The organism is Enterobacter sp. SA197, assembly GCF_054131575.1.
This window is the reverse complement of record NZ_CP096393.1, coordinates 4,684,605-4,709,747: the sequence shown is the minus strand read 5'-3', so window position 1 is coordinate 4,709,747 and position 25,143 is coordinate 4,684,605. Positions and strand designations below refer to the sequence as shown.

The 25,143-nt window shown below is 52.0% G+C and carries 29 protein-coding genes and 1 pseudogene; 19 read left to right on the top strand and 11 right to left on the bottom strand.

What is annotated here, in order from left to right:
- The first annotated feature begins 1 nt into the window (after window position 1).
- Window positions 2-766: a 16S rRNA (guanine(1516)-N(2))-methyltransferase RsmJ gene (rsmJ, locus tag M1D91_RS22155; protein WP_437433440.1), complete on the top strand. Its 765-nt coding sequence runs from the start codon at window positions 2-4 to the stop codon at window positions 764-766.
- A 90-nt stretch (window positions 767-856) separates the two neighbouring features.
- Here the strand turns inward: rsmJ and uspA are convergent, their stop codons facing one another.
- Window positions 857-1,294 carry a universal stress protein UspA gene (uspA, locus tag M1D91_RS22150; RefSeq protein ID WP_437433441.1) on the bottom strand — a complete coding sequence of 146 codons (438 nt, stop codon included), beginning with the start codon at window positions 1,292-1,294 and terminating at the stop codon, window positions 857-859.
- 397 nt (window positions 1,295-1,691) lie between these two features.
- Between uspA and uspB the strand changes: the two genes are divergently transcribed.
- Window positions 1,692-2,027, top strand: coding sequence for a universal stress protein UspB (gene uspB / locus M1D91_RS22145; RefSeq protein ID WP_437433473.1), 336 nt, complete (start codon window positions 1,692-1,694; stop codon window positions 2,025-2,027).
- A 104-nt stretch (window positions 2,028-2,131) separates the two neighbouring features.
- Here the strand turns inward: uspB and pitA are convergent, their stop codons facing one another.
- Entirely contained in the window at window positions 2,132-3,634 is a 1,503-nt protein-coding gene (pitA, locus tag M1D91_RS22140) for an inorganic phosphate transporter PitA (protein WP_437433442.1), read from the bottom strand.
- A gap of 228 nt (window positions 3,635-3,862) precedes the next feature.
- Between pitA and M1D91_RS22135 the strand changes: the two genes are divergently transcribed.
- Window positions 3,863-5,062, top strand: coding sequence for a BaiN/RdsA family NAD(P)/FAD-dependent oxidoreductase (locus M1D91_RS22135; protein ID WP_437433443.1), 1,200 nt, complete (start codon window positions 3,863-3,865; stop codon window positions 5,060-5,062).
- Here M1D91_RS22135 and M1D91_RS22130 read toward each other — a convergent pair.
- The 3 genes from M1D91_RS22130 to ycgZ form a co-directional block, all read right to left on the bottom strand.
- Window positions 5,059-5,325, bottom strand: coding sequence for a biofilm development regulator YmgB/AriR family protein (locus tag M1D91_RS22130; protein WP_437433474.1), 267 nt, complete (start codon window positions 5,323-5,325; stop codon window positions 5,059-5,061). The genes M1D91_RS22135 and M1D91_RS22130 overlap by 4 nt on opposite strands.
- Before the next feature lie 50 nt (window positions 5,326-5,375).
- Window positions 5,376-5,687: a hypothetical protein gene (locus M1D91_RS22125; RefSeq protein ID WP_437433444.1), complete on the bottom strand. Its 312-nt coding sequence runs from the start codon at window positions 5,685-5,687 to the stop codon at window positions 5,376-5,378.
- 134 nt (window positions 5,688-5,821) lie between these two features.
- Complete coding sequence (gene ycgZ / locus M1D91_RS22120) at window positions 5,822-6,064, bottom strand: regulatory protein YcgZ (RefSeq protein WP_437433445.1); 243 nt, start codon at window positions 6,062-6,064, stop codon at window positions 5,822-5,824.
- A gap of 349 nt (window positions 6,065-6,413) precedes the next feature.
- On the opposite strand from ycgZ, the gene M1D91_RS22115 reads away from it, so the two are divergent.
- The 7 genes from M1D91_RS22115 (at window position 6,414) to M1D91_RS22085 (ending at window position 10,634) form a co-directional block, all read left to right on the top strand.
- On the top strand, window positions 6,414-7,628 hold the full coding sequence (locus tag M1D91_RS22115) for a diguanylate phosphodiesterase (RefSeq protein ID WP_437433446.1): 1,215 nt from the start codon (window positions 6,414-6,416) through the stop codon (window positions 7,626-7,628).
- 241 nt (window positions 7,629-7,869) lie between these two features.
- A complete protein-coding gene (locus tag M1D91_RS22110; protein WP_437433447.1) occupies window positions 7,870-8,601 on the top strand; it encodes a MerR family transcriptional regulator in 732 nt (243 codons plus the stop codon).
- A 259-nt stretch (window positions 8,602-8,860) separates the two neighbouring features.
- Window positions 8,861-9,067 carry a hypothetical protein gene (locus tag M1D91_RS22105; protein ID WP_437433448.1) on the top strand — a complete coding sequence of 69 codons (207 nt, stop codon included), beginning with the start codon at window positions 8,861-8,863 and terminating at the stop codon, window positions 9,065-9,067.
- Window positions 9,068-9,283: 216 nt separating this feature from the next.
- Window positions 9,284-9,499 carry a hypothetical protein gene (locus tag M1D91_RS22100; protein ID WP_437433449.1) on the top strand — a complete coding sequence of 72 codons (216 nt, stop codon included), beginning with the start codon at window positions 9,284-9,286 and terminating at the stop codon, window positions 9,497-9,499.
- A gap of 65 nt (window positions 9,500-9,564) precedes the next feature.
- Window positions 9,565-9,804 carry a hypothetical protein gene (locus M1D91_RS22095; RefSeq protein ID WP_437433450.1) on the top strand — a complete coding sequence of 80 codons (240 nt, stop codon included), beginning with the start codon at window positions 9,565-9,567 and terminating at the stop codon, window positions 9,802-9,804.
- 223 nt (window positions 9,805-10,027) lie between these two features.
- The gene (locus tag M1D91_RS22090) at window positions 10,028-10,270 is read left to right on the top strand and encodes a hypothetical protein (RefSeq protein WP_437433451.1); all 243 of its coding nucleotides are present in this window, start codon (window positions 10,028-10,030) and stop codon (window positions 10,268-10,270) included.
- Window positions 10,271-10,319: 49 nt separating this feature from the next.
- Window positions 10,320-10,634: a hypothetical protein gene (locus M1D91_RS22085; RefSeq protein ID WP_437433452.1), complete on the top strand. Its 315-nt coding sequence runs from the start codon at window positions 10,320-10,322 to the stop codon at window positions 10,632-10,634.
- 36 nt (window positions 10,635-10,670) lie between these two features.
- Here the strand turns inward: M1D91_RS22085 and M1D91_RS22080 are convergent, their stop codons facing one another.
- On the bottom strand, window positions 10,671-10,919 hold the full coding sequence (locus M1D91_RS22080; RefSeq protein WP_437433453.1) for a biofilm development regulator YmgB/AriR family protein: 249 nt from the start codon (window positions 10,917-10,919) through the stop codon (window positions 10,671-10,673).
- A 1,048-nt stretch (window positions 10,920-11,967) separates the two neighbouring features.
- Here M1D91_RS22080 and M1D91_RS22075 point away from each other — a divergent pair.
- The 3 genes from M1D91_RS22075 to map all read left to right on the top strand — a co-directional run bounded on the left by M1D91_RS22075 (window position 11,968) and on the right by map (window position 13,770).
- Window positions 11,968-12,552 carry an EAL domain-containing protein gene (locus M1D91_RS22075; RefSeq protein ID WP_437433475.1) on the top strand — a complete coding sequence of 195 codons (585 nt, stop codon included), beginning with the start codon at window positions 11,968-11,970 and terminating at the stop codon, window positions 12,550-12,552.
- Window positions 12,553-12,736: 184 nt separating this feature from the next.
- Window positions 12,737-12,988: a ParD-like family protein gene (locus tag M1D91_RS22070; protein WP_437433454.1), complete on the top strand. Its 252-nt coding sequence runs from the start codon at window positions 12,737-12,739 to the stop codon at window positions 12,986-12,988.
- Entirely contained in the window at window positions 12,985-13,770 is a 786-nt protein-coding gene (map, locus tag M1D91_RS22065; protein ID WP_437433455.1) for a type I methionyl aminopeptidase, read from the top strand. Before M1D91_RS22070 ends, map begins: the two co-directional genes overlap by 4 nt.
- Here the strand turns inward: map and M1D91_RS22060 are convergent.
- Window positions 13,727-14,665, bottom strand: coding sequence for a LysR family transcriptional regulator (locus M1D91_RS22060; protein ID WP_437433456.1), 939 nt, complete (start codon window positions 14,663-14,665; stop codon window positions 13,727-13,729). The genes map and M1D91_RS22060 overlap by 44 nt on opposite strands.
- Before the next feature lie 100 nt (window positions 14,666-14,765).
- On the opposite strand from M1D91_RS22060, the gene M1D91_RS22055 reads away from it, so the two are divergent.
- From M1D91_RS22055 to M1D91_RS22040, 4 genes are all read left to right on the top strand, one after another.
- On the top strand, window positions 14,766-15,833 hold the full coding sequence (locus tag M1D91_RS22055) for an SDR family oxidoreductase (RefSeq protein WP_437433457.1): 1,068 nt from the start codon (window positions 14,766-14,768) through the stop codon (window positions 15,831-15,833).
- Between the two features lie 89 nt (window positions 15,834-15,922).
- On the top strand, window positions 15,923-17,038 hold the full coding sequence (locus tag M1D91_RS22050) for a metallophosphoesterase (protein WP_437433458.1): 1,116 nt from the start codon (window positions 15,923-15,925) through the stop codon (window positions 17,036-17,038).
- A 192-nt stretch (window positions 17,039-17,230) separates the two neighbouring features.
- Window positions 17,231-19,165: a methyl-accepting chemotaxis protein gene (locus M1D91_RS22045; RefSeq protein WP_437433459.1), complete on the top strand. Its 1,935-nt coding sequence runs from the start codon at window positions 17,231-17,233 to the stop codon at window positions 19,163-19,165.
- Window positions 19,166-19,415: 250 nt separating this feature from the next.
- The gene (locus tag M1D91_RS22040) at window positions 19,416-20,390 is read left to right on the top strand and encodes an AEC family transporter (RefSeq protein WP_437433460.1); all 975 of its coding nucleotides are present in this window, start codon (window positions 19,416-19,418) and stop codon (window positions 20,388-20,390) included.
- 45 nt (window positions 20,391-20,435) lie between these two features.
- Here the strand turns inward: M1D91_RS22040 and M1D91_RS22035 are convergent, their stop codons facing one another.
- Both M1D91_RS22035 and M1D91_RS22030 read right to left on the bottom strand, forming a co-directional pair.
- On the bottom strand, window positions 20,436-21,230 hold the full coding sequence (locus M1D91_RS22035) for an SDR family NAD(P)-dependent oxidoreductase (protein ID WP_437433461.1): 795 nt from the start codon (window positions 21,228-21,230) through the stop codon (window positions 20,436-20,438).
- 129 nt (window positions 21,231-21,359) lie between these two features.
- Window positions 21,360-21,888: pseudogene (locus tag M1D91_RS22030) on the bottom strand (ABC transporter substrate-binding protein); the annotation flags it as partial.
- Between the two features lie 128 nt (window positions 21,889-22,016).
- Between M1D91_RS22030 and M1D91_RS22025 the strand changes: the two are divergent.
- Window positions 22,017-22,154 (top strand): phenolic acid decarboxylase, encoded by a 138-nt coding sequence (locus tag M1D91_RS22025; RefSeq protein WP_437433462.1) that lies wholly within the window; start codon window positions 22,017-22,019, stop codon window positions 22,152-22,154.
- A gap of 3 nt (window positions 22,155-22,157) precedes the next feature.
- On the opposite strand, the gene M1D91_RS22020 is transcribed toward M1D91_RS22025, so the two are convergent.
- Window positions 22,158-23,207: an AI-2E family transporter gene (locus M1D91_RS22020; RefSeq protein ID WP_437433463.1), complete on the bottom strand. Its 1,050-nt coding sequence runs from the start codon at window positions 23,205-23,207 to the stop codon at window positions 22,158-22,160.
- Between the two features lie 145 nt (window positions 23,208-23,352).
- On the opposite strand from M1D91_RS22020, the gene M1D91_RS22015 reads away from it, so the two are divergent.
- Window positions 23,353-24,555, top strand: coding sequence for an MFS transporter (locus tag M1D91_RS22015; RefSeq protein ID WP_437433464.1), 1,203 nt, complete (start codon window positions 23,353-23,355; stop codon window positions 24,553-24,555).
- Here the strand turns inward: M1D91_RS22015 and M1D91_RS22010 are convergent, their stop codons facing one another.
- On the bottom strand, window positions 24,556-25,113 hold the full coding sequence (locus M1D91_RS22010) for a DcrB family lipoprotein (RefSeq protein WP_437433465.1): 558 nt from the start codon (window positions 25,111-25,113) through the stop codon (window positions 24,556-24,558). It abuts the gene before it with no gap.
- Window positions 25,114-25,143 lie beyond the last annotated feature (30 nt).

The following is a 25,143-nucleotide window of genomic DNA, read 5'->3' as shown; positions in this document are numbered from 1 at the left end:
AGTGAAGATCTGCTTACTTGATGAAACAGGCGCCAGCGATGGCGCCTTATCTGTTCTTGCGTCCCGCTGGGGGCTGGAACATGACGACGCGAACCTGATGGCGCTCGTACTCACGTCCTCCCGTCTTGAACTGCGTAAACGCGATGAGCCAAAACTTGGCGGTATTTATGTGGATTTTGTCGACGGGGCGATGGCGCATCGGCGCAAATTTGGCGGGGGGCGCGGTGAGGCGGTCGCCAAAGCAGTAGGCGTCAAGGGCAGCTATCTGCCGGACGTGGTGGACGCCACGGCAGGACTGGGGCGTGATGCCTTTGTGCTGGCTTCGGTAGGCTGTCGTGTGCGGATGGTAGAGCGTAATCCGGTGGTCGCCGCGCTGCTGGATGATGGCCTGGCGCGCGGCTATGCCGACCCGGAAATTGGTGGCTGGTTGCAGGAGCGGTTGCAGCTGATTCATGCCTCGAGCCTGACCGGGCTTACGGCTATTTCGCCCCGCCCGCAGGTGGTCTACCTCGATCCGATGTTCCCGCATAAGCAGAAAAGCGCGCTGGTGAAAAAGGAGATGCGTGTGTTTCAGTCGCTGGTAGGGCCGGATATCGACGCCGATGGGCTGCTGGCTCCTGCTCGCCTGCTTGCCACCCGGCGGGTGGTGGTGAAGCGACCAGACTATGCGCCGCCGCTGGCCGACGTGGCGACGACCAATGCCGTGACCACCAAAGGCCACCGGTTTGATATTTACGCCGGTACGCCGGAAGAACAGACGGACTGACCCTCTTTTGCCCGAAGGGCAGGTCTTCAGCATAAAAAGCAAAAAAACGCCCGCATCAGCGGGCGTTGTCATCGTGGTGTGCTTGTCTGATTACTCTTCTTCGTCGTCCTTCAGCGGTACGATCAGCATATCGACGTGAACCGTGTTAATCAGCTGGCGAGCCGAAGACATCAGTTTGCTCCAGAAATCCTGATGATGGCCGCAGACCACCAGATCCATATCGTATTTTTTGATGGCATCGACCAGTACCTGGCCCAGATCACCGCTGCCGCTCAGGGTTTCGGTAATAGGATAACCTGCATTAACAGAGAGTTCGGTCAGGGCATGATGCGTTTCATCAGAAATTCGCTTTTGCATATCGCCGAGGTTAACGTCGATAAGGCCAGTGTAGAGATCGGAATAGTTAACATCGACATGAATCAGGGACACTTTCGCGTTGTAAGGGCGCGCCATAGAAACGGCTTTCTCAACCAGCAATTTGCTTTCAGGTGAGAGGTCTACCGCGATGAGTATGTGTTTGTAAGCCATAATGTTACTCCTTCCATAAGTTTTCGATGACCACAGGGATTATCCCCATGATGCAGTAGCACTTCCCAGGTCCTGCCTTCCAGTTGCGCGGGTAGCGCCCGGCCTTAAGGATCTCATTGTAGAGGATATTTCTACCTTATAACTCTCTTCAGGAAGCGTCAATCCACCGCGATCACGAATCACTTAATGCCTGTTTGTTAACAAAATGAATAGAACGCTTAACGATGTGGCAAAAAAATAGACTGATCTCCTACACTATTTAAAGAGCCGTTCGGATAGAAGTTTGTGATCCCGATCGGTTATTGGTAACACTCTTTACTGAATGACTTGGGTGATATCTGGGAGCGGTAGTCCCGGAGCAGGTTTCCGTGGGCGGGTCGCCGGGGGAGTAGAGATGATGATCAGCACCGTCGCGCTGTTTTGGGCTTTATGCATCGTTTGTGTTGTTAACATGGCACGCTACTTTTCGTCGTTACGTGCTTTGCTAGTGGTACTGCGTGGTTGTGACCCATTGCTTTATCAATATGTGGATGGCGGAGGCTTTTTTACCTCCCACGGGCAACCTGGTAAGCAGATGCGTTTGGTGTGGTATATCTACGCTCAACGTTATCGCGATCATCATGATGATGAGTTTATTCGCCGTTGTGAGCGAGTCCGCGGGCAATTTATCTTAACCAGTGCGCTGTGCGGTTTGATCGTCGTGAGCTTAATCGCGCTGATGATCTGGCACTGAGCATAAAAAAACGGGCCAGCATGCTGACCCGTTCTTTCCGTCATTCTCCACGTTGCATGTACATTACCGCCTGCCTGCAACGCGAATTATATAGGCTGGTGTTTTTAAATGAGCTTCAGCGCTATCCAGTATAAACCGCCCGAAAGCAGGATGGACGCCGGCAGAGTAAATACCCACGCCATCAGAATGCTGGTGACGGTTTTACGTTGCAGGCCGCCGCCATCCACAATCATCGTCCCCGCAACGGAGGAGGAGAGTACGTGGGTGGTGGAGACAGGCATCCCCGTATAACTTGCCAGACCGATGGAGACGGCTGCCGTCATCTGTGCTGACATGCCTTGCGCATAGGTCATGCCCTTCTTACCGATTTTCTCACCGATGGTGGTCGCCACACGACGCCAGCCAATCATGGTGCCCAGGCCTAACGCCAGTGCCACGGCCATGATAATCCAGATAGGGGCATATTCGATGGTGCTCAGCATATCGCCTTTCAGTTTCTTAAGCAGACGCTGATCGTCAGTATTGACCTCAGGCAGTTTAGTCACTTTATCGGTGATATCGGACAGGCAAAGCATAATGCGGCGCAGCTGGCTACGCTGCTCAATCGGCAGTTTGTCGTAACTTTCGATACCGGTCAGCATCGCTTTTGCGCTGTCGAGCGCGACGATAGCGCGGTCAGGATGGCAATGGAATTCTGACGGATTAGCGACAGTATTCGTTGGTGCCGGAACCGGGGCCATAGGGTCAACGCCCGTCACTTTCTGCAGCAGTTCAGGGTGCTGCTGGAAGTAAGTTTCCACGTTGTTGACCGCATCGCGGGTACGGGTGATGTCGTAACCGGTCGCATTCATATTGACCACGAAGCCCGCGGGTGCGACGCCAATCAGTACCAGCATGATGAGACCAATACCTTTCTGACCGTCATTAGCGCCGTGCGAGAAGCTCACGCCGATAGCTGAGAGGATCAGGGCAATACGCGTCCAGAACGGGGGCTTTCTTTTGCCGTCCTGTTTTTCACGCTCAGCTGGGGTAAGGTGAATGCGATTACGCTTTTTACTACCACCCCAGAAGCGGCGCAGGAGATAGACCAGGCCACCGGCGAACACCAGCCCAACGACAGGAGAGATAATAAGGGAGCCAAAGATGTTGAGCACTTTTGGAATATTAAGCGCATCCACCACTGATGTGCCGGTCATCAGCGCGTTCGTTAAACCAATGCCGATAATCGCGCCAATCAGAGTATGGGAGCTGGAGGCTGGCAGACCAAGATACCAGGTACCCAGGTTCCAGATAATCGCAGCGAGCAACATAGAGAAGACCATGGCGAGGCCATGAGCGGAACTTACGTTGAGCAGTAAGTCGGTTGGTAACATATGCACGATCGCATAGGCGACGCTTAGCCCCCCCAGCAGAACACCGAAGAAGTTAAACACAGCCGCCATTACAACAGCCAACTGCGAGCGCATAGCGCGAGTATAGATAACCGTAGCTACAGCGTTTGCCGTGTCGTGGAAGCCATTGATCGCTTCGTAGAACAGAACAAAAACCAGAGCAAGCAAAAGTAATAACCCGGTATGGAGATCCAGGCCGGCAAATAAATGTAGCATAGACGTTACGCCATCTTGAGGACATGAACGCGGCGCATTATCAGTGACTTTAGGGACATCGGCAAAGTGAAATATGGACTTTTTTTGACATTCTTTATGATTTAACCGTCTGCCATTAAGGTTATTCTTATATTTTTCAAGGGAATGGCTTGCAAGTAGGATATTCGGGCTGGTGCGACCAGCTTGAAAAATTTACAATCCGCGCGACGAAAAAGAGTGAGGTGAAGTGTGGAACGGTTTGATGTCATCGTTATTGGTGCCGGTGCGGCAGGAATGTTTTGTGCCGCTCAGGCAGGGCAAGCGGGCTTACGCGTGCTATTACTGGATAACGGAAAAAAACCTGGCCGTAAAATCCTCATGTCCGGCGGTGGCCGCTGCAACTTTACCAACCTTTATGTCGAACCGGCGGCGTATCTCAGCCAGAACCCTCATTTTTGCAAATCAGCGCTGGCCCGCTACACGCAGTGGGATTTTATCGAACTGGTGGGGAAATATGGCATCGCCTGGCATGAGAAAACCCTCGGCCAGCTCTTTTGCGATGAGTCCGCTCTGCAAATCGTCACTATGCTGGTGGCGGAGTGCGAGAAAGGCAACGTCACCACGCGCCTGCGCAGTGAGGTGTTGAGCGTGTCGCGCGATGAAAGCAGTTATACGCTGCAGCTAAATGGTGAGACGGTGTGTACGTCAAAGCTGGTGATTGCCTCCGGTGGATTGTCGATGCCGGGCCTTGGGGCGTCGCCGTTTGGCTATAAAATCGCTGAGCAGTTTGGGCTGAAAGTATTACCAACGCGGGCAGGGCTCGTTCCCTTTACGCTGCATAAGCCTATGCTTGAGCAGTTTCAGGTGCTTTCGGGGGTGTCAGTTCCCGCCGTTATTACCGCTCAGGACGGCACCCTCTTTAAAGAAAACCTGCTATTCACTCACCGTGGGCTTTCGGGTCCGGCAGTACTGCAAATTTCCAGCTACTGGCAGGCGGGAGAGTTCGTGAGTATAAATCTTCTGCCGGAGTGCGATCTGGAAAGCCTGCTGAACGAACAGCGTCAGGCTCATCCAAATCAAAGTCTGAAAAATACCCTGGCGATTTGCCTGCCGAAAAGAGTGGTGGAGTGTCTGCAACAGTTGGGTCAGGTTCCCGACGTCACTTTGAAACAACTGAACGTTCGCGATCAGCACAGCCTCATCGAAACACTGACAAACTGGCGTGTTCAACCAAACGGTACGGAAGGGTATCGTACTGCGGAAGTCACGCTCGGCGGGGTCGATACCCATGAGCTCTCCTCCCGCACGATGGAGGCGCGTAATGTACCTGGCCTCTATTTCATCGGCGAGGTCGTGGACGTTACTGGCTGGCTTGGCGGTTATAACTTCCAGTGGGCGTGGTCAAGCGCCTGGGCTTGTGCGCAGGCCCTGGTAGACGCGCAGGCTTAGATATCATCCAGCGTGTGGTCGACCACAATCTCCAGCGTTTTGCGGATGATGTCACCGGTGACCACATCTTCCGTGTTCTCCAGGAGATTGATCAGCCGCAGAATAATGGCCTTGTTAGTTATCTGCCCTTCATAGGCAAGGATGCTGCGAATCACGCCGCCGAGAATAGCTGCCTCTTCCGCCAGCACTTCACCCGCATTTTTAAAATAGTCGGTAAGTGCGTTAGCAGGCAGGTTTTCATATTGCTCTGATGGGTCAAACATCGCTTGGCTCATTTTTTCACGCCTTAAATTTATGATTGATGCCGGGTACGTCAGTGTTTTTTACTGCGCCCCTGCCGCTGGCGATCGCCGAATAATGGGTAAACATTATCTCCGCTATCCCCGTTCCACTCATGTTGCTTAACGCCTTCTTCTTCACCAGCAGGAGTAATATGGCTGTGACTAATTTCATCAATCAGACGCGACAGCATCTCCTGGCGTTGGCGCTCTCGCTCGTTGCTTTTCATCGTTTGCAACCGTGCAATGAGGGACAGCGTGTTAATAGGACCGTTATCCTGAAGAAGAGAGAGTACCGCTTCTCCAATCAGTTCATCGGTCAGTTGTTCGTGTTCACTACTTTTCATAACTGCATCTCTGATTGCCGCACCGTTCAGATAATGAAACGCGGCAGTGAGTCAATCCTCCGGTACAGGCGGCAGGCTTATGGAATACCCACCAGAATTAACTCAGTTCACCAGGTGATCGTGCTGCGTTTTGTTTAATCTGGACCAAAGAGCAAGCCAATCAACATCTGATAGTGGCTCTCCTCTTCAGGAGAGGAAGCCTGGTCCAGTCGGCTCAGAAGTTTTGTACAGAGTGATTTTCTGTTCAGATGGCGGCCATCTTTGAGGATCTCCACCACGATTTGCCCAAGCGTCTCTTGCTGAGTCGGCAAGCTTGCCTTGTTGAAGTACTGGGCAATCGCATTCGCTGTATCCGGAAGGTAGCCGTTCTGCTGCATGGGTCACTCCTGTAAAACCAATAATCAGTAAAGGAAGCATCTAAGTTATACAACTATAGGAAATCTGTACAGAAAAGTTGTACAAATATGTCGATCTTTTTGATCAATAAATGCTAATAGTTAATTTTCAAAGAGATAGATGCAAAGAAAGAGGAGAAAATTGCGTTTTCGTTCTACACTGTAAGCTGAAGTAGCCAGAAAGTGATAAGTAAAGCCTCAAGGATTGCAGGGTTTTTTGTCATTTTAACATCAATCAGTTGTATACCCGCCGATGGTCACGATGGTTAAAAGGCCTCCCGCGCATGCCTCTGCTAATGTGGTGATTACAACGCTTTCTCTCGGATCGTTCATGCTTACAACAATCATTTACCGCAGCCATATTTGCGATAATGTCCCGTTTAATGTGCTCGAAGATATGGTTTCCTCTGCCAATAATAAGAACTGGCATGTAGACGTAACGGGTATTTTGCTTTTTAACGGCACGCATTTTTTCCAGTTGCTGGAAGGGCCTGAAGAAAAGGTGTCGACCATCTACGGTCATATTTGCCGGGATAACCGTCATTACAATATTGTTGAGCTGCTGCGAGACTATGCCCCCTCACGTCGGTTCGGTAAGTGTGGTATGGAACTCTTCGATTTGCGCGAATACGATCGGGAAGAAGTGCTGCAGAATGTACTGGATAAAGGCACGTCAAAGTACCAGCTGACCTATGAAGACCGCGCCCTTCAGTTCTTCCGAACCTTTGTTGAAGATCTTGAAAAAGAAAACTATTTTGAGATCCCTCCGGGCGATTCCTGGGATTTTATTCCTGATGAACCTGACGCCGTCCCCACGACTGTCAGCGCCGACCGTGAAGCAGGGTGCCATTTTGCTTTTCAGCCTATCATTGACCCGTTCGCGCGTGAGGTCGTGTCGCTGGAAGCGTTACTTCGTACGCCGGACGGTGACTCGCCCCAGGCCTGGTTTGCCGGACGGCAGGGTGACGATATCTATGAAGCTGATTTGCGAAGCAAGAAAGTGGCATTTGCCATGGCGGCAGCGTTAAACCTGGGCGAGCAGACGCTCTCTGTGAACCTGCTGCCGATGACGCTGGTGAAGGTGCCCGGCGCGGTGAATTTCCTGCTCGAAGAGAGTAAAGCCAATGGTCTGGTGCCGGAGCAGGTGATTGTTGAATTTACCGAAAGCGAAGTTATCTCCCGCCTCGATGAGTTCACCGAGGGCGTTAAGCTGCTTAAAGGCGCTGGCTTCAGGGTAGCTATCGACCATTTTGGTGCTGGTTTCGCCGGACTGCTGCTGCTGTCCCAGTTTCAGCCTGAGCGCATCAAAATTAATCGCGATCTCATCAAAGATGTACATAAGAGTGGTCCTCGCCAGGCAATTGTACAAGCCATCATCAAATGTTGTATCTCCCTTGAGATCATGGTTTCAGCAGTGGGGGTAGAACAGGCGGAAGAGTGGATGTGGCTCGAGTCAGCGGGCATATCTCAGTTCCAGGGATATCTCTTCGCAAGCCCGCTGCTGGGCGGGATCCCGGAGGTTTCATGGCCAGAAAAAAAGGTCTGAATCTGACGTTTTTCTCCTATCTACTCTCCTGAATTAATCCATACTACCAGGATTCCCGTTTCTGGTGGTATGGAGTTCCTTTCCTCCCCATGCTGAAAATTGTGGTTCTGATTTCTATAGAATTCGGGTTATGCTTGTGCTCCCGCTGTTCCTTAGTTGTACAGCATAAAATGAATTGTACAACCTGTTCGTATTAGCTAGTTTAGATATACATGTATCGGGTTTGAGTACGAGGGAACTGATGACCTTTTACAGTATTGGCGATGTAGCCGAACGATGCGGCATTAACCCAGTCACCCTGCGCGCATGGCAGCGGCGCTATGGTTTGCTTAAGCCTCAGCGAAGCGAAGGCGGGCATCGGCAGTTTGATGAAGACGATATTCAACGTATCGAAAACATTAAACGATGGATCGAAAGCGGCGTACCGGTTGGCAAGGTTAAGGCACTGCTGGAAGAGAAAAAAGTGGCGTCGCACGAAGGGTGGGAGTCACTGCAGGAAGAGTTAATGTCCTCTCTGCGCCATGTCCGCCCCGCCAGACTTCGCACTACCATCGCTGCGTTTTGTCGTGAACACCCTGTTGATGCACTCATTGACCATGTTTTTGTGCCGGTGCGTCAGCGGCTTTCGCTGGATCAAAATACCGCGCGGACCATGTGCAGCCTGCTGGATGGCATCCTTATCGATCATGTCATTTTATCTTTAACGCGCGCGCGTAAAAAACTCGGCAAAGATGCCCTGCTTATTGGCTGGAGCATTGAGGACAGGACACGTTTGTGGCTTGAAGCCTGGCGTTTATCGCAGCGCGGCTGGAATGTTGATGTCCTGGCCGAGCCGCTGGACTCGCCCCGGCCGGAGCTTTTCCCCGGGCAACAGATATTCGTCTTGACGGATAAAACGCTGTCACGTTATCAGCAGGAGCAATTAACGCACTGGCAAAAACAGGGGTTCTCCATTACCCACCATGATGTCTAGAGTGAGGCCATTATTCTTAGCGGATTAGAAAACTAACTATTACCTTTCGGGGGGCGCTATCCCCCTTATCTCCTTCTTATTACATTGTAATTATTAAAAAATAGTCGTTCTCTTTTCTCCTTAAAATGGACATTTTCTAATTTTCAGTGCCCCCCTCATCTAAGAATTCCCTGAATAAAATAATTTTAGATAACCAAAGGCTATACTTAAAATGTAAGTCAATTATTTACATCAAAACATTAATAAAGGAGGAATATTAATGATAAGCGATGATGAAAATAAATTGGGTTATATTTCTATCGGTGACGCAGTACTTGAGAATATTCAAAATGATGCGGAACTATCCTGCGAGTCACTTATTGAGACTTTAATCAGGCAGGAGAAGGAGGCGACTAATCATGTGCATCGTACACAAATCCTGCAAGGGCGAGCGCTATTAAGCGGATCCGCCACTTTCATCAATTAGCTACCCTTACGTAGTTAATCCTGATGTAACGCTCAGCCACTAATTCTAAAATTATTGGCCACTATTCCGGTTCAAAACCGGGACAGGGAGCTATCTATGCCCGGCATAATAAACGCTGCAACTTCAAATAGAAGCAATTAAAGATACTGCCGTTTATAACAGCCAGGACGTTACCCATAATTGATTATCCCTTAAACAGGAGGGCTTACCATAACTATGGAAAAACAAACCGATAATGATGGTTTGACAAAAGAAGAATTAATTCGTGAAGCAATCGGTATTGCGACTACACAACTGATTAGAAAAGGTCTTCCGGTGACTACTCGCGGTCTGATCCAAATTCTGATGCAGGAAGAGGAGAATACAGAGATGGCAGAACGTAAAGCAATTTATCAGGACGCACGGAAACGCGTGCAGCAAAAAATGCAGTAATTTATTCAATAATAACAGTCGCTAATAAAGTTGGCAGCATGAGTTTCAACCATGAGGAGGATATAATGAAAACCACCACTAGGTTAACCGACATGCTTATTTGCGAGGCAACGGCTCAGTTACTGGAGTCGCAGTCAAAAATAACGTATGCCAACCTGATACGACAGTTAAGGGACGAGCGCATGATGACTGACGATAATGACCAGCGATTGCACTATACCCTGGCCATCGGACAAGTTCGCGCTCATGAGCTTTTGTATAAAAACTACCTTGTGCAACCCGAGATAACCAGCATGAGTAGCTAACGACAGCCCTGGGGCATCTTATGCCGCCAGGGTTGATTACGTTCAATATTTCCCAAAATCAGGTCATTAATCTCAGCATTTCTCCCAGTCTGCACACTTTCATTTCCGGGATATCCTTTCAATTCTTTCTCTCAGATGACACAATGCGAAGCGCGCATTTTTGCGCCATGTTTTAGCGCGCTGTCATATAGATATTTTCCTCTACTTAAAGAAAAGGTTAAATATGAGTGACTCACGTAGTGATGGTCGGGACAAGATAGTACTGCCGCCGGGAGGAGAAATGCTCTGTATTGAGCAGACCCTCGGCGCTATCGTTGTGGAAATGATCCGTGAAGGACGAATCATTACTCGCCAAAGCCTGTGTGTGGCGGTAGCGGGGCGCATTGATCAAACCACCCCTGCCGTCCTTGAAGCCCACTATGCAGATATTCTGCGTCTGCTACTGACCCAGAAACTGGGTGAGTGAGGCAACCCGTATGTTCGGGTCAGGCAGAATAAAAACTAAGGAAGGCACCATGTACAAAAATGCCAAAGAAAGCCTTGTTGAAATCGTAATTGGTGACGCCATTCTTGAACTGCTGGAAGCTGATGCGCCTATCTCTCATGAGGCACTACTGGGGCTACTGATTCGCCATTGCGAAACGGAAACCCGTGAAACAAGACGGGATGCGCTGGCGGCTGCGATAGAAGAAATTCGTCGGACTTATTCCTTTTCGAGCGATAAAAGAAAAGGGGCGACGCAATGGGGAGGCGATAAAAATTGCGGTTCAGACACGCTAATGCACTATCTTAATAACGATCCTCCCACGCGGGGAGAAAAAAAGCATTGATTTATTAGCGGTTTATTTTCATTTTTATCTACTGAATCACAAATCATCAGGTGTTGTTCTGACGACCATTTCCAGTGCGCTGCGGTATAAAGCGGATCGTTGCGGATCGCGTTCCTCTTCGAGGTGACGAATGATCGCCAGGATGACAGCTTTGTTGCTGACAGGAAAACCCAGCCCTCTGAGTTCATCTTCTACCGTTTTGATAAAAGCCGTTTCAGCACTGTATACCGGTAAACGGATTGTCTGAGTGGGGTTTAGAAACTCAACTCTGGTACTCATCGTCATTTCAGTCCCTCCTTAATGTTACGGCATCAGTACATCAGAAAAATCTCTATTATCAATTAAAAGTAGCTTGTTTTTAGTTTTGTGCATACTTCTGCGAAAATAATTAATCTCTATGCAGAACAAGCAGCTCTTAGGGAAGGTTTTAACCCGCCTGTTACGATGCGCCTTGATGGAAGATCTCCGTACCTGAAGGCACTCCCTGCGCCTGATGCCCAAAAAATGCCACCGCACGACCACGTTTTTAACCCGCTGATTCACGGCAACAGGTGGTAAGACAGGAGCTTTTCAACCCGTAGGTTTACAACTGCTTAAAATTTATAACAGTGAACCAGCCGGATTGCGGATGTTTGTTGCCGTTTTTAACTCTCCACCGAGACACTGTTTTGCTGCACCCTGGCGCAAATTTCCCACATACTTAACTCAGACGACATCTGTCTGTCTTATACAATATTATGCTTTTCCCTTGCGCCAGGTTTCCGCCCGAAAACATGAAAGACACTTATATATAGGGCTGCTGAATTGGGGTGTCGTCTGGCTTATCTGTTTTTGTTAATAATTTGTGAAATTAGCTATATAAGTAATATGAATGTATTTCAAGTGAAAATATATCCGCGATCATATGATAATAAAAATCGATATTTCTTAATTTAATCAATGGATTATATTTCTGCTTTAAGGCCGATTTTCGCCGTTTGTTACCGCGGGCCTGGTTAGTGACCATAAGTTAAATAGCTTGTAGCGATCATTGAAATAATCGCGATAGTTAAAACCTATCAAAAGATAAATATTGATCATTTAAAACAATTTTTAAAGATCCGTAATAAATGATTAGAATGTGTAATGTATGGCGAAATGTGAAAGTATTCTTGCCGGTCAATGGAACAATAAATAAATGGAAACAAGGATTTTTGAATTCGAGGATGAAAAGTTTCATATGACTGCGGCTTTTCAGCCGATTGTAAGTCTGCATGCACAAAAAATTGACCAGTACGAAGCCCTCGCCCGATTTAAAAATGAAAATGGAACGCAAGTATCCACATAAACAGTAATAGATAAAGCAGAAAGAACGGGCTCGGTTAATATAATTACAGATTTTATTTTTAAACTAATTTGTAGTTTGATTGCAAAAAAACAGAATCTAAAAGTATCATTTAATTTTTCTCACTCACTACTGAATGATACGACATATCCTGAAAAATTTTATTTAGAATGCGCCTGCCAGGGTGTCAATCCACAAAACATTGAAATAGAAATAAGCGAAAAAGTGACCAAAGAGCAGCTCATCCAGTGTGAGAGATTTTTAAAAGAAGCAAAGGAGTATGGTTTTTCGATCTCACTTGATGACTTTGGTGCGGGTAATATTCAGTTAGAAAGTTTGGGTTTATTTGATTTTGATACCATTAAATTAGATCGTTCGATAGTCGATGGTATCGGGCGCAATGAGGCTAAACGACTTTCGCTTCATACTATCCTGACCACTATTTTTCGCCTTAACGTCAATATCATTTGCGAAGGTGTGGAAAAGAAAGCCGATCTCAACCTGCTTAAAAAGTATAAAAATATCGGTGTCCAGGGGTATATCTTCTATTACCCCTTAACCCTCCATCAGTTTAAGCTTATGGAGGGAATGTAGCCGGTTAAACGTAGGCGTTCTTTCTTCTGGCACGTGGTGTGCCTGCCGCAAGAAAGTTTTATCTCCTCTCTGACCAGATGTCCGAACCCGTATCTGCCGGGCCGGTCGCTCTCCGCTTTTCTGCTTCCTCACTCAGGGATTTGGTGTATTATACGTTTCATATATAAAACGTATACGGTGAGTTATGGGCATTGTAAAAATCTCCGATCTGATGCATGAGAACCTGCGGTTGGCCAGTAATGCGCTAAGCCGTTCAGTCAACGCGCAGGCAGAACACTGGCTTAAAGTGGGCATGCTGGCTGAACTCTACCCACACCTCACTCATCAGCAGCTGACGCGGCTGCTTATTCAGGCAGAGCGCAATGGTGGCGTCGATATTCATACCCTTATCGACGGCGAAGCCCTTTCAATACCGATGGAGCAGGAAGCACAGTGAGTAACGTAAAAATTCATACTCAACAAGAGGTTGAGATGGCGCGTGCGGCCGGGCATGCGGCCGCGAACGTGCTGGAGATGATCAAGCACCATGTGCGCCCGGGCGTCACCACCGACGAACTCGACACGCTCTGTCACGACTATATTCGCGATACGCTCAAGGTTATTCCGGCGAATATTGGTTATCACGGCTATACCCGCACCGTCTGCACGTCGGTCAACCATGTGGTCTGTCACGGTATTCCTTCCGCTAAGGTCTTGAAAAAAGGCGATATCGTTAATATCGACGTGGCCATCATCAAAGACGGCTGGTATGGCGATACCAGTCGTATGTACGTGGTTGGCGAACCGTCGGTTCGTGCCAACAGACTGATCAACGTGACTTACGAGGCGATGGTTGCGGGTATCCGGGTGGTAAAACCGGGCGCAACACTGGGGGATGTCGGTGCTGCTATCCAGCAGGTTGCGGAAGGCGCAGGGTTCTCAGTAGTAAGAGAGTATTGCGGACACGGTGTGGGACAAATTTATCATGATGAGCCCCAGGTACTGCATTACGGCAAGCCGGGTACGGGCCTGGTGCTGAAAGAGGGGATGATCTTTACCATCGAGCCGATGATAAACGCCGGGAAAGCGGCGACCAGCGTGCTTTCCGATGGCTGGACGGTGGTAACTAAAGACCGTTCGCTCTCAGCCCAGTGGGAACATATGGTCGCCGTCACTTCCACCGGGTTTGACGTTCTCACACCGTGGCCCGATCCGTCAGAGGTGTATCCGGTGCCCTGATTTCAAGAGCGCTGAGGGCGTTCAGTAGCGCGTCCACTTTCGGCAGTAACTGTTTGCGACGCGGCCAGACGAGCGTCAGCGCCAGCCCCTCCGGTTGTACGTCTGGTAATACTATCTCGAGTTCACCGGAGGCCAGCTGATTACGAATAAGCCATGTCGGGCTTTGCGCAACCCCCAGCCCGGCGCAGACAGCCTGAATCTGAGCATCCACATCCCCCAGCGCCATGCGAAAGGGGACCGTGCGCCAGCGCAGATGATTATCTTCGGTGATAAACAGCCAGGGCTTTACCGTCCCGTCGACGCGTTCATACAAAATGGCCTGATGCTGCAGTAACGCTTCCACAGTCTGCGGCCTGCCGTGCGCTTTGAGATAGGCAGGCGAGGCGCAAAACACCATCTTTTCACGTCCCAGCAGTTTGCACCCCAACGAGGCGGGCAGCGGCCCGGTGTCGCCAATCCGCACGGCAACATCAATTCCCTCTTCAAAAAGATCAACAAAGCGGTCAGAGAAGGTGAGGCTGAGTTCCAGCTCCGGGTTTTGCTGGCAGAAGGGGATAAGCAGCGGCATGACGCTTACTCGTCCGTAGGTGTTTGGCACCGCGAGGCGCAGCCGCCCTGAAGGAATGATGCGCTGGGCCGCCAGCACCGATTCGGCTTCCGCCAGCTCTTCCATGATGCGGATACAGGTCTGGTAATAGGCCTGTCCGGCATCGGTCAGCTGCAGGTGGCGGGTGGTGCGTTCGAGCAGGCGCGACCCCAGTCGGGCTTCCAGCCGACTCACGCTTTTGCTGATGGCAGAACCGGTCACGTGCAGGCGTGTTGCGGCGGCGGTAAAGCTGCCGCTCTCGACGCTTGCCACAAAGGGGACGATATCTTTCAGGCGCTGATCGTGCATGGATTCATGAACTCAGGTTGAGAATGATGTGAATTAATGCCAGAGATAAGAATGCTGTTCTCTATTAGTCTACTCATTAACCTGATGAGGAGATACCTGAATGCAGAAACAAGCCCTGATAGTCGGCATTAGCGGTGTTATCGGCCGGGCGCTGGCAGAAAAACTGAAAGCGGAAGGTTGGAATGTTGCGGGCCTTTCACGTGGCCGGGGTGCCGTACCGGAAGGCTGCACCAGCCTGATCGCCGATTTAACCGACAGCGATGCCGTAAACAAGGCGCTGGCGTCCGTTAAGCCTGATGCGCTGTTCTTTAGCGTCTGGGCGCGTCAGGAGAACGAAAAAGCCAACATCCGTGTGAACAGCCTGATGGTGAAAAACGTCATTGACGCGCTGGGCGAGCGGTTGAGCGGCGCACATGTGGCGCTGGTAACCGGACTAAAACACTACCTTGGCCCCTTTGAAGCCTATGGCAAAGGCGCGGTGCCCGTGACGCCGTTTCGTGAAGAGCAGGGCCGTCAGCCGGTTGAGAATTTTTATTACGCTCAGGAAGACGAGATCTTCGCCGGAGCGGAAAAATATGGTTATCGCTGGAGCGTTCACCGCCCGCATTCCATTATTGGTTACGCCGTTGGAAACGCTATGAATATGGGGCTGACGCTCGCCGTGTATGCCACGCTGTGCCGTGAAAAGGGATGGCCCTTTATCTTCCCCGGCTCTGAGCAGCAGTGGAACGGCGTGTCCGACGTCACCGATGCCGGTCTTCTGGCAGAGCAGTTGTGCTGGGCCACCTCAAGTCCGAACGCAGCCAACGAAGATTTTAATGCGGTGAACGGCGACGTGTTTCGCTGGAACTGGTTATGGCCGCGTCTCGCCGCCTGGTTTGGTATTGAGGCCGTCGGGTTTAACGGCACCCCGGCTCCGCTGGAAGGGCGGATGCAGGAGGCTAACGCTGCCTGGGCGGAGATTGCCCATCGTTACCAGTTAAAAGAGCACGATCTGACACGTCTGGCTTCCTGGTGGCATACGGATGCCGATCTCGGTCGTCCGATGGAGGCCTTCACCGACATGAGCAAAAGCCGCAAAGCAGGTTTCATCGGTTATCGCAGCACGCTGGACGCCTTCACTCAGCTCTTTGAGCGGCTAAAAGCGGAAAATATCCTGCCACGCTAAGAGAAAATAGCCACCGAAACGGCGCAACAAGGTGCTAGTTTTAAAACACTGACACCTTGTTGTTCTACTTTCGTTGCTATGGAGCTGTGATGTTTTTTCTCTGGACGCTGTTACCGGCACTGTATATTGCTTTTCGTTTTATCTGGCGGCTCTCGCTTCCTGTCATCCCTAAGCTGCTCTTTACCCTGCTTGTGGTGCTGATTTGTCAGTTCCACTTTATCAGCAGGATGCTGTGGGGAAACATGTTCTCTCCCGAATGGCCGCGCCCGGCGATGATTGCTATCGGCACGCTGTTTGGCGCCACGGTGCTTTTTGCCGGTTTACTGTTGTTGCGCGACCTGGCTGCGCTGCTTATCCGTCTGCTTACCCGTAAACGCCTGCCGTTTCTGCCTGTCTCCCTGCCGATGCTGGCAGGCGCCGTGGCGCTCTCGGGCATCGGCGTCTGGCAGGCGATTCAGGTTCCCGCCGTCCGCACCGTAGAGGTCAGTATCACCGGTTTACCGCCTGCATTTGAAGGCTACCGCATTGTTCAGCTTGCGGATATTCACGCAACCCGCCTTCTGCCCAGAGAGTGGGTGGAACAAATCGTGGCGAAAACCAATGCGTTAAAACCGGATCTGATCGCCCTGACCGGCGACATGTCTGATGGTACGCTCGGGGTTCGCTACAGCGATGTGGAGCCTCTGGCTCACCTGCGCGCGGCAGACGGGGTTTTTGCCATTACGGGCAACCATGAATATTACTTTGACTACCAGGAGTGGATACCCGCCTGGCAGAAGCTTGGCATCCCTTTTCTGATGAACAGCCATGTGCGTATCGCAAAAGGCGACTCCTCACTGGTGCTGGCGGGCGTAACGGACAAAATCGCCAAACGTTTCGGTTTTGATGCCCCCAACATCGAACGCGCGCTGCAGGGCACCACCGCTAACGATACGATAATCCTGCTCGATCACCGCCCGGATACCGCAGAAAAAAATGCAGCATACGGCGTCAGGCTCCAGCTTTCCGGGCATACCCACGGCGGCATGGTGCGTGGCCTTGATGAGGCAGTGAAAGCGGTAAATGGCGGTTTTGTTTCCGGTCGTTACCAGGTCGGCAACATGACCCTTTACGTCAGCAATGGCGCAGGGCTGTGGAGCGGTTTCCCGTTACGCCTCGGGCGTCCGTCAGAAATCACGGAAATTATTATGCACGTGAACAAGTAATCCCCGAAGATAAGTATTCCCTTGCATCGCTGAGTCAGCCCCTGGCTCAGCGCTTTCCCCCCTAACTCCTTTAAAAATATTGTGAAAATAAATTAATTCATATTTGGTTTAAGTGTTAACGGCTTTTTACCGATATATGAATTATGAGTCGTTGGGTTAATTGCCAGAGGGCGACTGCCCAGGTGGGGAAAGATGAGTAAACGAAAGAAAATGACGGCCAGAACGCTGATGCTGGCGTCAATATTTATCACTATCACGATCGGATTCCTGATCACTATCGGCCTGCTGCTCTGGCAGTCTATGCATCAACAACAAGCCGTTGCGCAAAAACATCTGCAACAAATTGCCCATACTGAATCGCTGCGTGTACAGCAGCAGCTCGACACGGCGCTGACCGCTTCGCGCGATCTCGGTATCAGTGCCTGGTCTTTGCATCAGGCGGGGCTTCAGGACAGGCGCGGGCTTGATCAATTGCTGACGGATTTTCTGCGTCAGCATAATGACTTCCTGTCGATGTCGCTGACCTTTGAAGCGAACGCATTCGATGGAAAAGACAGCGATTTTGCCGGTCAGCCGGAGCAGGATCCGGCCGGACGTTACGCCCGTTATGTCGACCGCGATAGCGGCGGCAACCCGGCACTGCACAATCTTGTGGACTACGAAACGCCGGGCAGCGGTGATTACTATGTGCTGCCTCGCCAGCGCCAGAAAGAGGTCATCATTGAACCTTACCTCTATCCCTACAATGGGGTGGATGTGATGCTCACCTCCATTGCCGCGCCCATTATTCGCGACGGTAAATTCCAGGGATCCGTTACCTCAGACTTTTCACTGGAAACCCTGCAAAAAATGATTGGCAGCATCAAACCCTGGGAGGGGTCGGGCTATGCGCTGCTCCTCTCGGCGCAGAACAAAGTCATCTCCAGCCCGGATAAATCAATGACCGGTAAGCCCTGGACCGGGGCGATAAGCGGGGAGGCGGTGGTGCGTATCGACGACGCCATTCTGAACGAGCCTGCGTTTGTGACCTGGCAATCCATCGAGGTAGGCAACAGCCAGACGCCGTGGAAGCTCGCCATTGTGGCACCGGTCAGCGTGGTGATGGCGGAAGCCTGGAACTACCTGCGCAATGCCATTATTTTGATGATCCTGAGCATCATCATTGTCAGCGTCGTGGTTGCGCTGGTTTTCACCCGTAAAGTAGCGCACCCCGTAGGTGGCGAGCCATCAGAAGCTTCAGAGATTGCCCTCTCCGTGGCGCAGGGGGATTTAAGCAACCCGATTCCGGTACGATCGGGGGACACCAGCAGCATTTTCTATGCGCTGCATACCATGCAGTCTGAGCTGCAACGTATTGTGGGCAGCATCAGTGATGCCAGCCACTCAGTGCGGTCGGGCAGCAGTGAAATAGCGGCGGGTAACCTCGACCTGGCCTCACGCACAGAAGAGCAGGCGGCGGCTATTGTAGAGACGGCGGCGAGTATGGAGCAGATCTCCGTAACCGTGAAAAATAACGCCGACAATGTTCAGAAAGCGACCCGTCTTACCGAAAAAGCGGCACAGATAGCCGGACAAGGGGAGACGCTGGTAGGGGAAGTGGTGGATATCATCGGTAAGATTGATGAGAGCGCCAATAAGATTGGCGATATCAACAGCATCATCGATGGCATTGCTTTCCAGACCAATATCCTGGCGCTGAACGCAGCGGTGGAAGCGGCACGTGCGGGTGAGCAGGGGCGGGGCTTTGCGGTGGTGGCGGGGGAGGTGCGTAATCTTGCTCAGCGCAGCTCTAACGCGGCCAAAGAGATTTCGACGCTGATTGAGGAGTCTAACGGGCGCGTCAGCAAGGGGGTCATGCTGGTCAATGAGACCGGAGCCATGATGGCGCAGATAATCGAGTCGGTGATGAGCGTGCATCTGGTGATTGGTGAGATTGTTCAGGCGCTGGATGAACAGACCAAAGGGGTCAGTCAGGTCAGCGTAGCGGTCAATCAGATGGACAGCGCCACCCAGCTGAATGCGTCACTGGTGCAGCAGATTTCCGCCGCTGCGATGTCGCTGGAGGAGCAGGCGAAGAATCTGGAGGAGACGCTGGCCTTTTTTGCAAAGGGCCAGGCAGAATACTAATGTCGCGTTTTCCCCTCACCCCAGTGGGGCGAGGGGACCTGTCGCACGGTGGCCCCTTTTCGCCCTCTCTCTTTCAGGGAGAGGGCAGGGGTGAGGGTCATGTGCTGCCATTACCGCTTTGTTCATTTGCCAGAAATCTACCGGGCAGTTTTACAAACCCTCGCATCCTGCCTGACGCCTCGTCTCAAACTCCCTATACTGCCAAAAAACAAAAAAATGACTCACACTGATAGAACAGGCAGGGTAAAGGATGGAAACCGCAAGTTTTCTGGGGCAGCTTACGCAGCAAATGATATTGTCGGCCCCGTTATTTTCATTAATTGCGTTAGGTTATTGTCTCGGCCGATTTGCAGGTTGGCCGGAAGCAGCCAGTGGGGTATTTAACCGTTTTTGTTTTTCGATTGCCCTGCCCTGCATGTTATTTAAGGTCATGAGTAAATTTTACCAAAGCCCGCCGGTTGATATGCGTTTACTCATTGCCTATTTTGGCAGTTGCCTGCTGATATATATCGTAGGACGCGTTGTTGCAAAAAGCGTGTTTGGCCTGGATGCTGTCTCAGGATCGGTTTTTGGCCTCGGCGGTATCTTCTCTAATAATGTCATGCTCGGTATTCCGGTTGCCGTGATCCTTCTCGGTCAGGAGAGCCTGGCCTCAGTCGCGCTGGTGCTGGTGTTTAACAGCCTGATTTTGTGGACCCTGGTGACCGTCTCCGTAGAGTGGGCGCAGAGCGGCAGTTTTACCTGGAAAGGCATCGGCAAAACCCTGCTCAACGTACTACGCAATCCCTTGATAATCGGTATTTTTTCGGGATTCGCCTGGAGTGCGACCCACCACCCCCTTCCGCAGTTTATTGATGGCCCGGTGAGCATGCTCGGGCAAATTTCCGCCCCGCTAACGCTGGTCACGCTGGGGATGAGCCTGTCGCATTACAATATCAGCCAGGGGCTGCGGGAAAGCGGAGCCATTTGCCTGATTAAACTGGTGCTGATGCCGGGGCTTATCTGGGCGCTGGCCTATGCACTGCATCTGCCGCGACAAGAGAGCCAGGTCGTCGTCCTGCTGGGATCGATGGCGGTGGGCATAAACGTCTACCTGATGGCGCAGAAATTCAAGGTGTTACAGGGTGCGACGGCAACCAGCATGCTGATATCGACCCTTCTTTCCACGCTTACCACCCCGCTGTTGATGATTCTGATGAGCCGCTTTTATCCCGCCTGGCCCTGAGCGTTACTGACGCAGAGCACGCGTGCGTGCTCTGCAACGTCTGCTTTACAGAATGTCGTCCACTACGCCGCCGTCCACGCGCAGTGCCGCGCCTGACGTGGCCGACGCCTGCATTGAGCAGACATAGACCACCATGTTTGCCACCTCTTCGACGGTTGCAGCCCGCTGAATAACGGAGCTGGGGCGGTTGCTCATCACGAACTCGGTTGCCAGCGTATCCAGCGATTTACCGGTTCGTTTGATCTCATCCTCCATCATAGCGGCGAAGCCATCGGAGAGGGTTGGGCCTGGCAATACGCTATTGACTGTAACACCACTACCGGCAACAAACTTCGCCAGCCCACGGGCCAGCGAAAGCTGAGCAGTTTTGGTCACCCCGTAATGGATCATGTCAGCAGGAATATTGCGCGCCGATTCTGAGGAGATAAATACCACGCGCCCCCAGCCTTTTTTTACCATCGCAGGCAGTAACGCACGGGAGAGACGCACGCCAGACATCACGTTGGTTTGCCAGTAGGTCTCCCAGGTTGCATCGTCGGTTTCATAAAAATCCTGCGGGCCGTAAATCCCGGCATTATTGACCAGAATATCGGCATCCGTCGCCGCGCTTAACAGGGCTTCCACGCCTTCGGCTGCGCTGAGATCGGCAACGGCGGTGCGCACACGTGCGCCTGGTACACGTGCATTCAGTGCCTGAAGGGCTTTGCTCACTGATGCCTCACTGCGCCCGTTAAGGATCACCTCCGCACCGCTTTCGGCCAGTCCTGTCGCAATAGCAAAACCAATGCCGCCCGTAGAGGCGGTAACCAGTGCCACTTTTCCACTCAGATCGATTTTCATTTTTGCTCCTGTTTGATGGAAGGAATGATTAATCCTGGCAGCTAATCTTCAGGACAGGTAGCGAAGAGGCGGTCCGGGAAGCGTGAAGGCCCTTTTTGATAAACCGCCGCAGGCGCGTTTCGCAAATTAGTAGCGATCGTTGCGTACCAGCACATCGTACCGGTTCAGGCGCGTCTCTTTTAACACCCACGGACCGGTGCCGATGGGGATCAGAATGCCGTCTTTGGTTTCATGATCTGTAAACTGCGACGGGGCGATAAAGCGGAACGGACGCGACAGCGACAGTTTCTGCAGGAAAGGGTAGTAAGCCCTCTTCAGGGGGATTTGCAGCTCGCTGTCGCCGAGGGCTTTGACATCGGTTATCTGGTTAGTCAGCTCAAGCCAGGCGTGGCGCTTGCGGTTATCCAGCACCGCACGGACGTTTTCTGCTGCCGCCACGGCGTTGAAGGATACCCCGTTAGAGAACGTCGCCTCGGTGCGCAACCTGATACTTCACCAGCCCTGCTCTGGCGAACATCAGGTTAGGGGTATAGCGATGCGGATAGAGTGGCCCTACATTGACGGGCCAGGCGGTTGTCAGCTCAGAGGAAGCAAAAGCATGAGTAATGAGCGTCGCGCGGGCTAACAGCAGAGCGCTGAAAGCGCGTGAGAACGGCATCGTTGTCCTGGAAAAAGAGACAGTGACGAAAGGAGTATGACGGTTCTAATCATTCATCATAGGGATATGGTGCACGGGATTAAAAGCCACATAGATAAAATGGATATTTCTTCCGCCGTAAGGGGAAGGTGTCGCGCTGCAGGCCTGGGTATCGGAGCGAAGTTATTGCTCTGTTCGCTGCCATCACGCAGTTACATGGCTGCGGCGCAGACAATGAGAAGGTCATCATCTGCGCCGCCAGCGAATTTCCGTCTGCCCCGGTTTAACGTCTACCCTGGCAGGCGGCTTTTTGGTCTGCCCGGTCCAAGCAGGATGGCCAGTTTGCTGCCGCCTCTGGTGGTTTCCATCCAGATCTTACAGACGCTGGTAAGCGGCACGGAGAGTAACATGCCGATAGGGCCAAGTAGCCAGCCCCAGATCAGCAATGAGAGGAAGACCACCAGCGTTGACATACCGAGCCGATGACCCATCATGCGCGGCTCCATAATATTGCCTATCACCATATGCACGATCAGGAACAGGCTCCCCACCAGTACACACTCGTAAACGCCATTAAAAAGCAGCGCCTGGAGCATTGGCGGAATGGCGGAAATGACCGAACCGATATTGGGTACGTAGTTAAGCAGGAACGCCAGCACCCCCCACATCAACGCAAACTGAATGCCCATAATGGCCAGGCCTGCCCACACGATCACCCCGGTCCACAAACTCAGTAGCGTTTTCAACGCCAGGTAGTGTGACACCCCCTTCAGTGCCCGGTGTAATCCGGCAATATGGATTTGTGGATTGTTCAGCGCAAAGCGCAACTTGTAAGGAACATGGCGCACTTCGAACAGCATAAATACCATGGTCATGACCAGTAAAACGATGCTCGCCATGGCGTTGGAAAGCTGGGTCATCAGCGCGGTAGCAAAGGTCATCATCTTGTCGGAGTCCATGCGCTGTAGCATGCGTTCCGGCGAGACATGCAGGTGCAGGAAGGGGAGGGCCTCCTGGAGCTGAAGGAACTTACGAGTAAACTCGCGATTGTATTTTGGCAGCATATCCATGAATTCGCTGATGGAGGCAGCCAGTACCCCAAACAGCGCGGTCAGGAACACTAACATCACCAGAACCACGATAGTGATAGCAACGGGGCGCTTAATCCCGCGTCGAAGAAACCAGGTGACCAGTGGGTTTAAAACGATGGCAAAAAACAGTGCCAGTAATAATTGCACAATAATATCGGCGGCGGCATGAATACCGGCCAGAATAATGACCAGAGAGGCCAGTTTGAGAAGAATGTGTAAACCCGCACGATCGGGCTGGGGCTGTGTCATGGGTAATTCCTTTTTATATACCGCACGCTAAGTGTAGCTACTGGCGTGCGCTTCGCCCTGGGCAGATAATCTTAATCTGCTTGCTGATTTCCTGCTCATGACGTGGTAATAGTGAAACATTGTTGTGAATATCTGGTGATCCCCCATGCCTGAACAAGCCGCTGAACCGGCGCTAAGCGGATTACGTCTTAATCTGCGGATTCTGTCTGTTGTTGTTTTTAATTTCGCAAGTTACCTCACGATAGGGTTACCGCTCGCCGTCTTACCCGGCTATGTGCACGACACCCTCGGCTACAGCGCCTTCTGGGCGGGGCTGGTTATCAGCCTGCAATACTTCGCGACCCTCATTAGCCGCCCCCATGCCGGGCGCTATGCCGATACGCTTGGGCCGAAAAAAGTGGTGGTGTTTGGTCTGTGTGGTGCATTCATCTGTGGGCTTTGCTATTGGCTGGCGGACCTGCAAAGCACCTCTCCGTTGGTCAGTCTGGTGCTGCTTTGCGTCGGGCGTGTGATTCTCGGGGTCGGGCAAAGCTTTGCCGGTACCGGGTCCATGCTCTGGGGCGTAGGTGTCGTCGGTTCATTGCATATCGCCCGTGTTATCTCCTGGAATGGTATCGCTACCTATGGCGCGATGGCGCTCGGTGCGCCGCTTGGCGTTATCTGTTTTAACTACGCCGGGCTGAGCGGGCTGGGCTGGTTCATTATGGCGGTGGTGTTCGTCGCGATTGCCTGCGCGCTGCCACGTGCGGCGGTGAAAGCCAGCAAAGGCAAGCCGCTGCCGTTCCGTGCGGTATTGGGTTTCGTCTGGATTTATGGCATGGGGCTGGCGCTCGGCACTGCCGGATTTGGCGTTATCGCCACCTTTATCACCTTCTTTTATGATGCAAAAGGGTGGGACGGAGCGGCCTTTGCCCTGACCCTGTTCAGCCTGGCCTTTGTTGGCTCCCGGCTGGTTTTCCCGAACAGTATTAACCGTCTGGGCGGTCTGAACGTGGCGATGATAAGCCTGGCGGTGGAGGTGGTCGGGCTGATTCTGGTGGGGATAGCCGATGCGCCAATGGTGGCGAAAATCGGCGTGTTCCTCACTGGGGCCGGTTTCTCGCTGGTCTTCCCGGCGCTGGGGGTGGTGGCGGTCAAGGCGGTCCCGCAGCATAACCAGGGTGCTGCGCTCGGCACTTATACGGTTTTTATGGATCTGTCGCTGGGCATCACGGGGCCGCTTGCGGGCCTGCTGATGGCATGGTCAGGCGTGTCGATGGTTTATCTGCTGACGGCGCTGCTGGTGGCGGGAGCGTTGCTGTTGACGTGGTGGTTAAAAAAACGGCCTCCACCGGAGGCCGCTTGCTGATTACTTGATGACCAGCGTATTAACAATGTTTTCCGCTGTGGTCTGCGCCTGCTGCTGGTTATCTGCCGGCAGCGTAACCTGAAGGGTCAGCAGTTTGTTATCCACTTTTCCCAACACAACGGTTGACCAGGCTGTCTGCCCTTTTGCAGAGATAATGCTGTCGAGCTGTTGCATCGTCTGGCCTTTAAGCTCGATAGACTTATTGGTCACAACCTGCAGCTGAGGATCGCGGCTGCGCTGCTGATCCTCAAGACGTTTTGCCAGCGTATCCAGCCCTTCCTGCGTGTCGTCACCCACAATCACAATTACCGCTTTCTGCCCGCTGGCGTCAGAGTAAACGTGCATATTGTTGGCCTGAGTGCCCAGTTTGCCGCTTTGATCGGTCATGTCTGCGGGCAGTGAGAAGCTAAGCTTGCCGTCCAGCAGGGAGACCGGTTGCCCGGCGGCGTTGCTTTCTGCCGAGGCACCCTGCACGGGCGCTTTGCTGTCACTGTTGTCGCAGGCCGCCAGACCCATCACCAGCAGGCCAATACCGACATATTTAACCAGATTGCGCATTGACTTCTTCCTTTCGATAAACAGCCATAA

What these genes read in the sequence shown, in the direction of transcription:
- uspA (WP_437433441.1), bottom strand. Translation starts at nt 1,294, where the DNA reads ATGGCTTACAAACACATACTCATCGCGGTAGACCTCTCACCTGAAAGC.
- uspB (WP_437433473.1), top strand. Translation starts at nt 1,692, where the DNA reads ATGATCAGCACCGTCGCGCTGTTTTGGGCTTTATGCATCGTTTGTGTT.
- pitA (WP_437433442.1), bottom strand. Translation starts at nt 3,634, where the DNA reads ATGCTACATTTATTTGCCGGCCTGGATCTCCATACCGGGTTATTACTT.
- M1D91_RS22130 (WP_437433474.1), bottom strand. Translation starts at nt 5,325, where the DNA reads ATGTTTGACCCATCAGAGCAATATGAAAACCTGCCTGCTAACGCACTT.
- M1D91_RS22125 (WP_437433444.1), bottom strand. Translation starts at nt 5,687, where the DNA reads ATGAAAAGTAGTGAACACGAACAACTGACCGATGAACTGATTGGAGAA.
- ycgZ (WP_437433445.1), bottom strand. Translation starts at nt 6,064, where the DNA reads ATGCAGCAGAACGGCTACCTTCCGGATACAGCGAATGCGATTGCCCAG.
- M1D91_RS22115 (WP_437433446.1), top strand. Translation starts at nt 6,414, where the DNA reads ATGCTTACAACAATCATTTACCGCAGCCATATTTGCGATAATGTCCCG.
- M1D91_RS22110 (WP_437433447.1), top strand. Translation starts at nt 7,870, where the DNA reads ATGACCTTTTACAGTATTGGCGATGTAGCCGAACGATGCGGCATTAAC.
- M1D91_RS22105 (WP_437433448.1), top strand. Translation starts at nt 8,861, where the DNA reads ATGATAAGCGATGATGAAAATAAATTGGGTTATATTTCTATCGGTGAC.
- M1D91_RS22100 (WP_437433449.1), top strand. Translation starts at nt 9,284, where the DNA reads ATGGAAAAACAAACCGATAATGATGGTTTGACAAAAGAAGAATTAATT.
- M1D91_RS22095 (WP_437433450.1), top strand. Translation starts at nt 9,565, where the DNA reads ATGAAAACCACCACTAGGTTAACCGACATGCTTATTTGCGAGGCAACG.
- M1D91_RS22090 (WP_437433451.1), top strand. Translation starts at nt 10,028, where the DNA reads ATGAGTGACTCACGTAGTGATGGTCGGGACAAGATAGTACTGCCGCCG.
- M1D91_RS22085 (WP_437433452.1), top strand. Translation starts at nt 10,320, where the DNA reads ATGTACAAAAATGCCAAAGAAAGCCTTGTTGAAATCGTAATTGGTGAC.
- M1D91_RS22080 (WP_437433453.1), bottom strand. Translation starts at nt 10,919, where the DNA reads ATGACGATGAGTACCAGAGTTGAGTTTCTAAACCCCACTCAGACAATC.
- M1D91_RS22070 (WP_437433454.1), top strand. Translation starts at nt 12,737, where the DNA reads ATGGGCATTGTAAAAATCTCCGATCTGATGCATGAGAACCTGCGGTTG.
- M1D91_RS22060 (WP_437433456.1), bottom strand. Translation starts at nt 14,665, where the DNA reads ATGCACGATCAGCGCCTGAAAGATATCGTCCCCTTTGTGGCAAGCGTC.
- M1D91_RS22055 (WP_437433457.1), top strand. Translation starts at nt 14,766, where the DNA reads ATGCAGAAACAAGCCCTGATAGTCGGCATTAGCGGTGTTATCGGCCGG.
- M1D91_RS22050 (WP_437433458.1), top strand. Translation starts at nt 15,923, where the DNA reads ATGTTTTTTCTCTGGACGCTGTTACCGGCACTGTATATTGCTTTTCGT.
- M1D91_RS22045 (WP_437433459.1), top strand. Translation starts at nt 17,231, where the DNA reads ATGAGTAAACGAAAGAAAATGACGGCCAGAACGCTGATGCTGGCGTCA.
- M1D91_RS22040 (WP_437433460.1), top strand. Translation starts at nt 19,416, where the DNA reads ATGGAAACCGCAAGTTTTCTGGGGCAGCTTACGCAGCAAATGATATTG.
- M1D91_RS22035 (WP_437433461.1), bottom strand. Translation starts at nt 21,230, where the DNA reads ATGAAAATCGATCTGAGTGGAAAAGTGGCACTGGTTACCGCCTCTACG.
- M1D91_RS22020 (WP_437433463.1), bottom strand. Translation starts at nt 23,207, where the DNA reads ATGACACAGCCCCAGCCCGATCGTGCGGGTTTACACATTCTTCTCAAA.
- M1D91_RS22015 (WP_437433464.1), top strand. Translation starts at nt 23,353, where the DNA reads ATGCCTGAACAAGCCGCTGAACCGGCGCTAAGCGGATTACGTCTTAAT.
- M1D91_RS22010 (WP_437433465.1), bottom strand. Translation starts at nt 25,113, where the DNA reads ATGCGCAATCTGGTTAAATATGTCGGTATTGGCCTGCTGGTGATGGGT.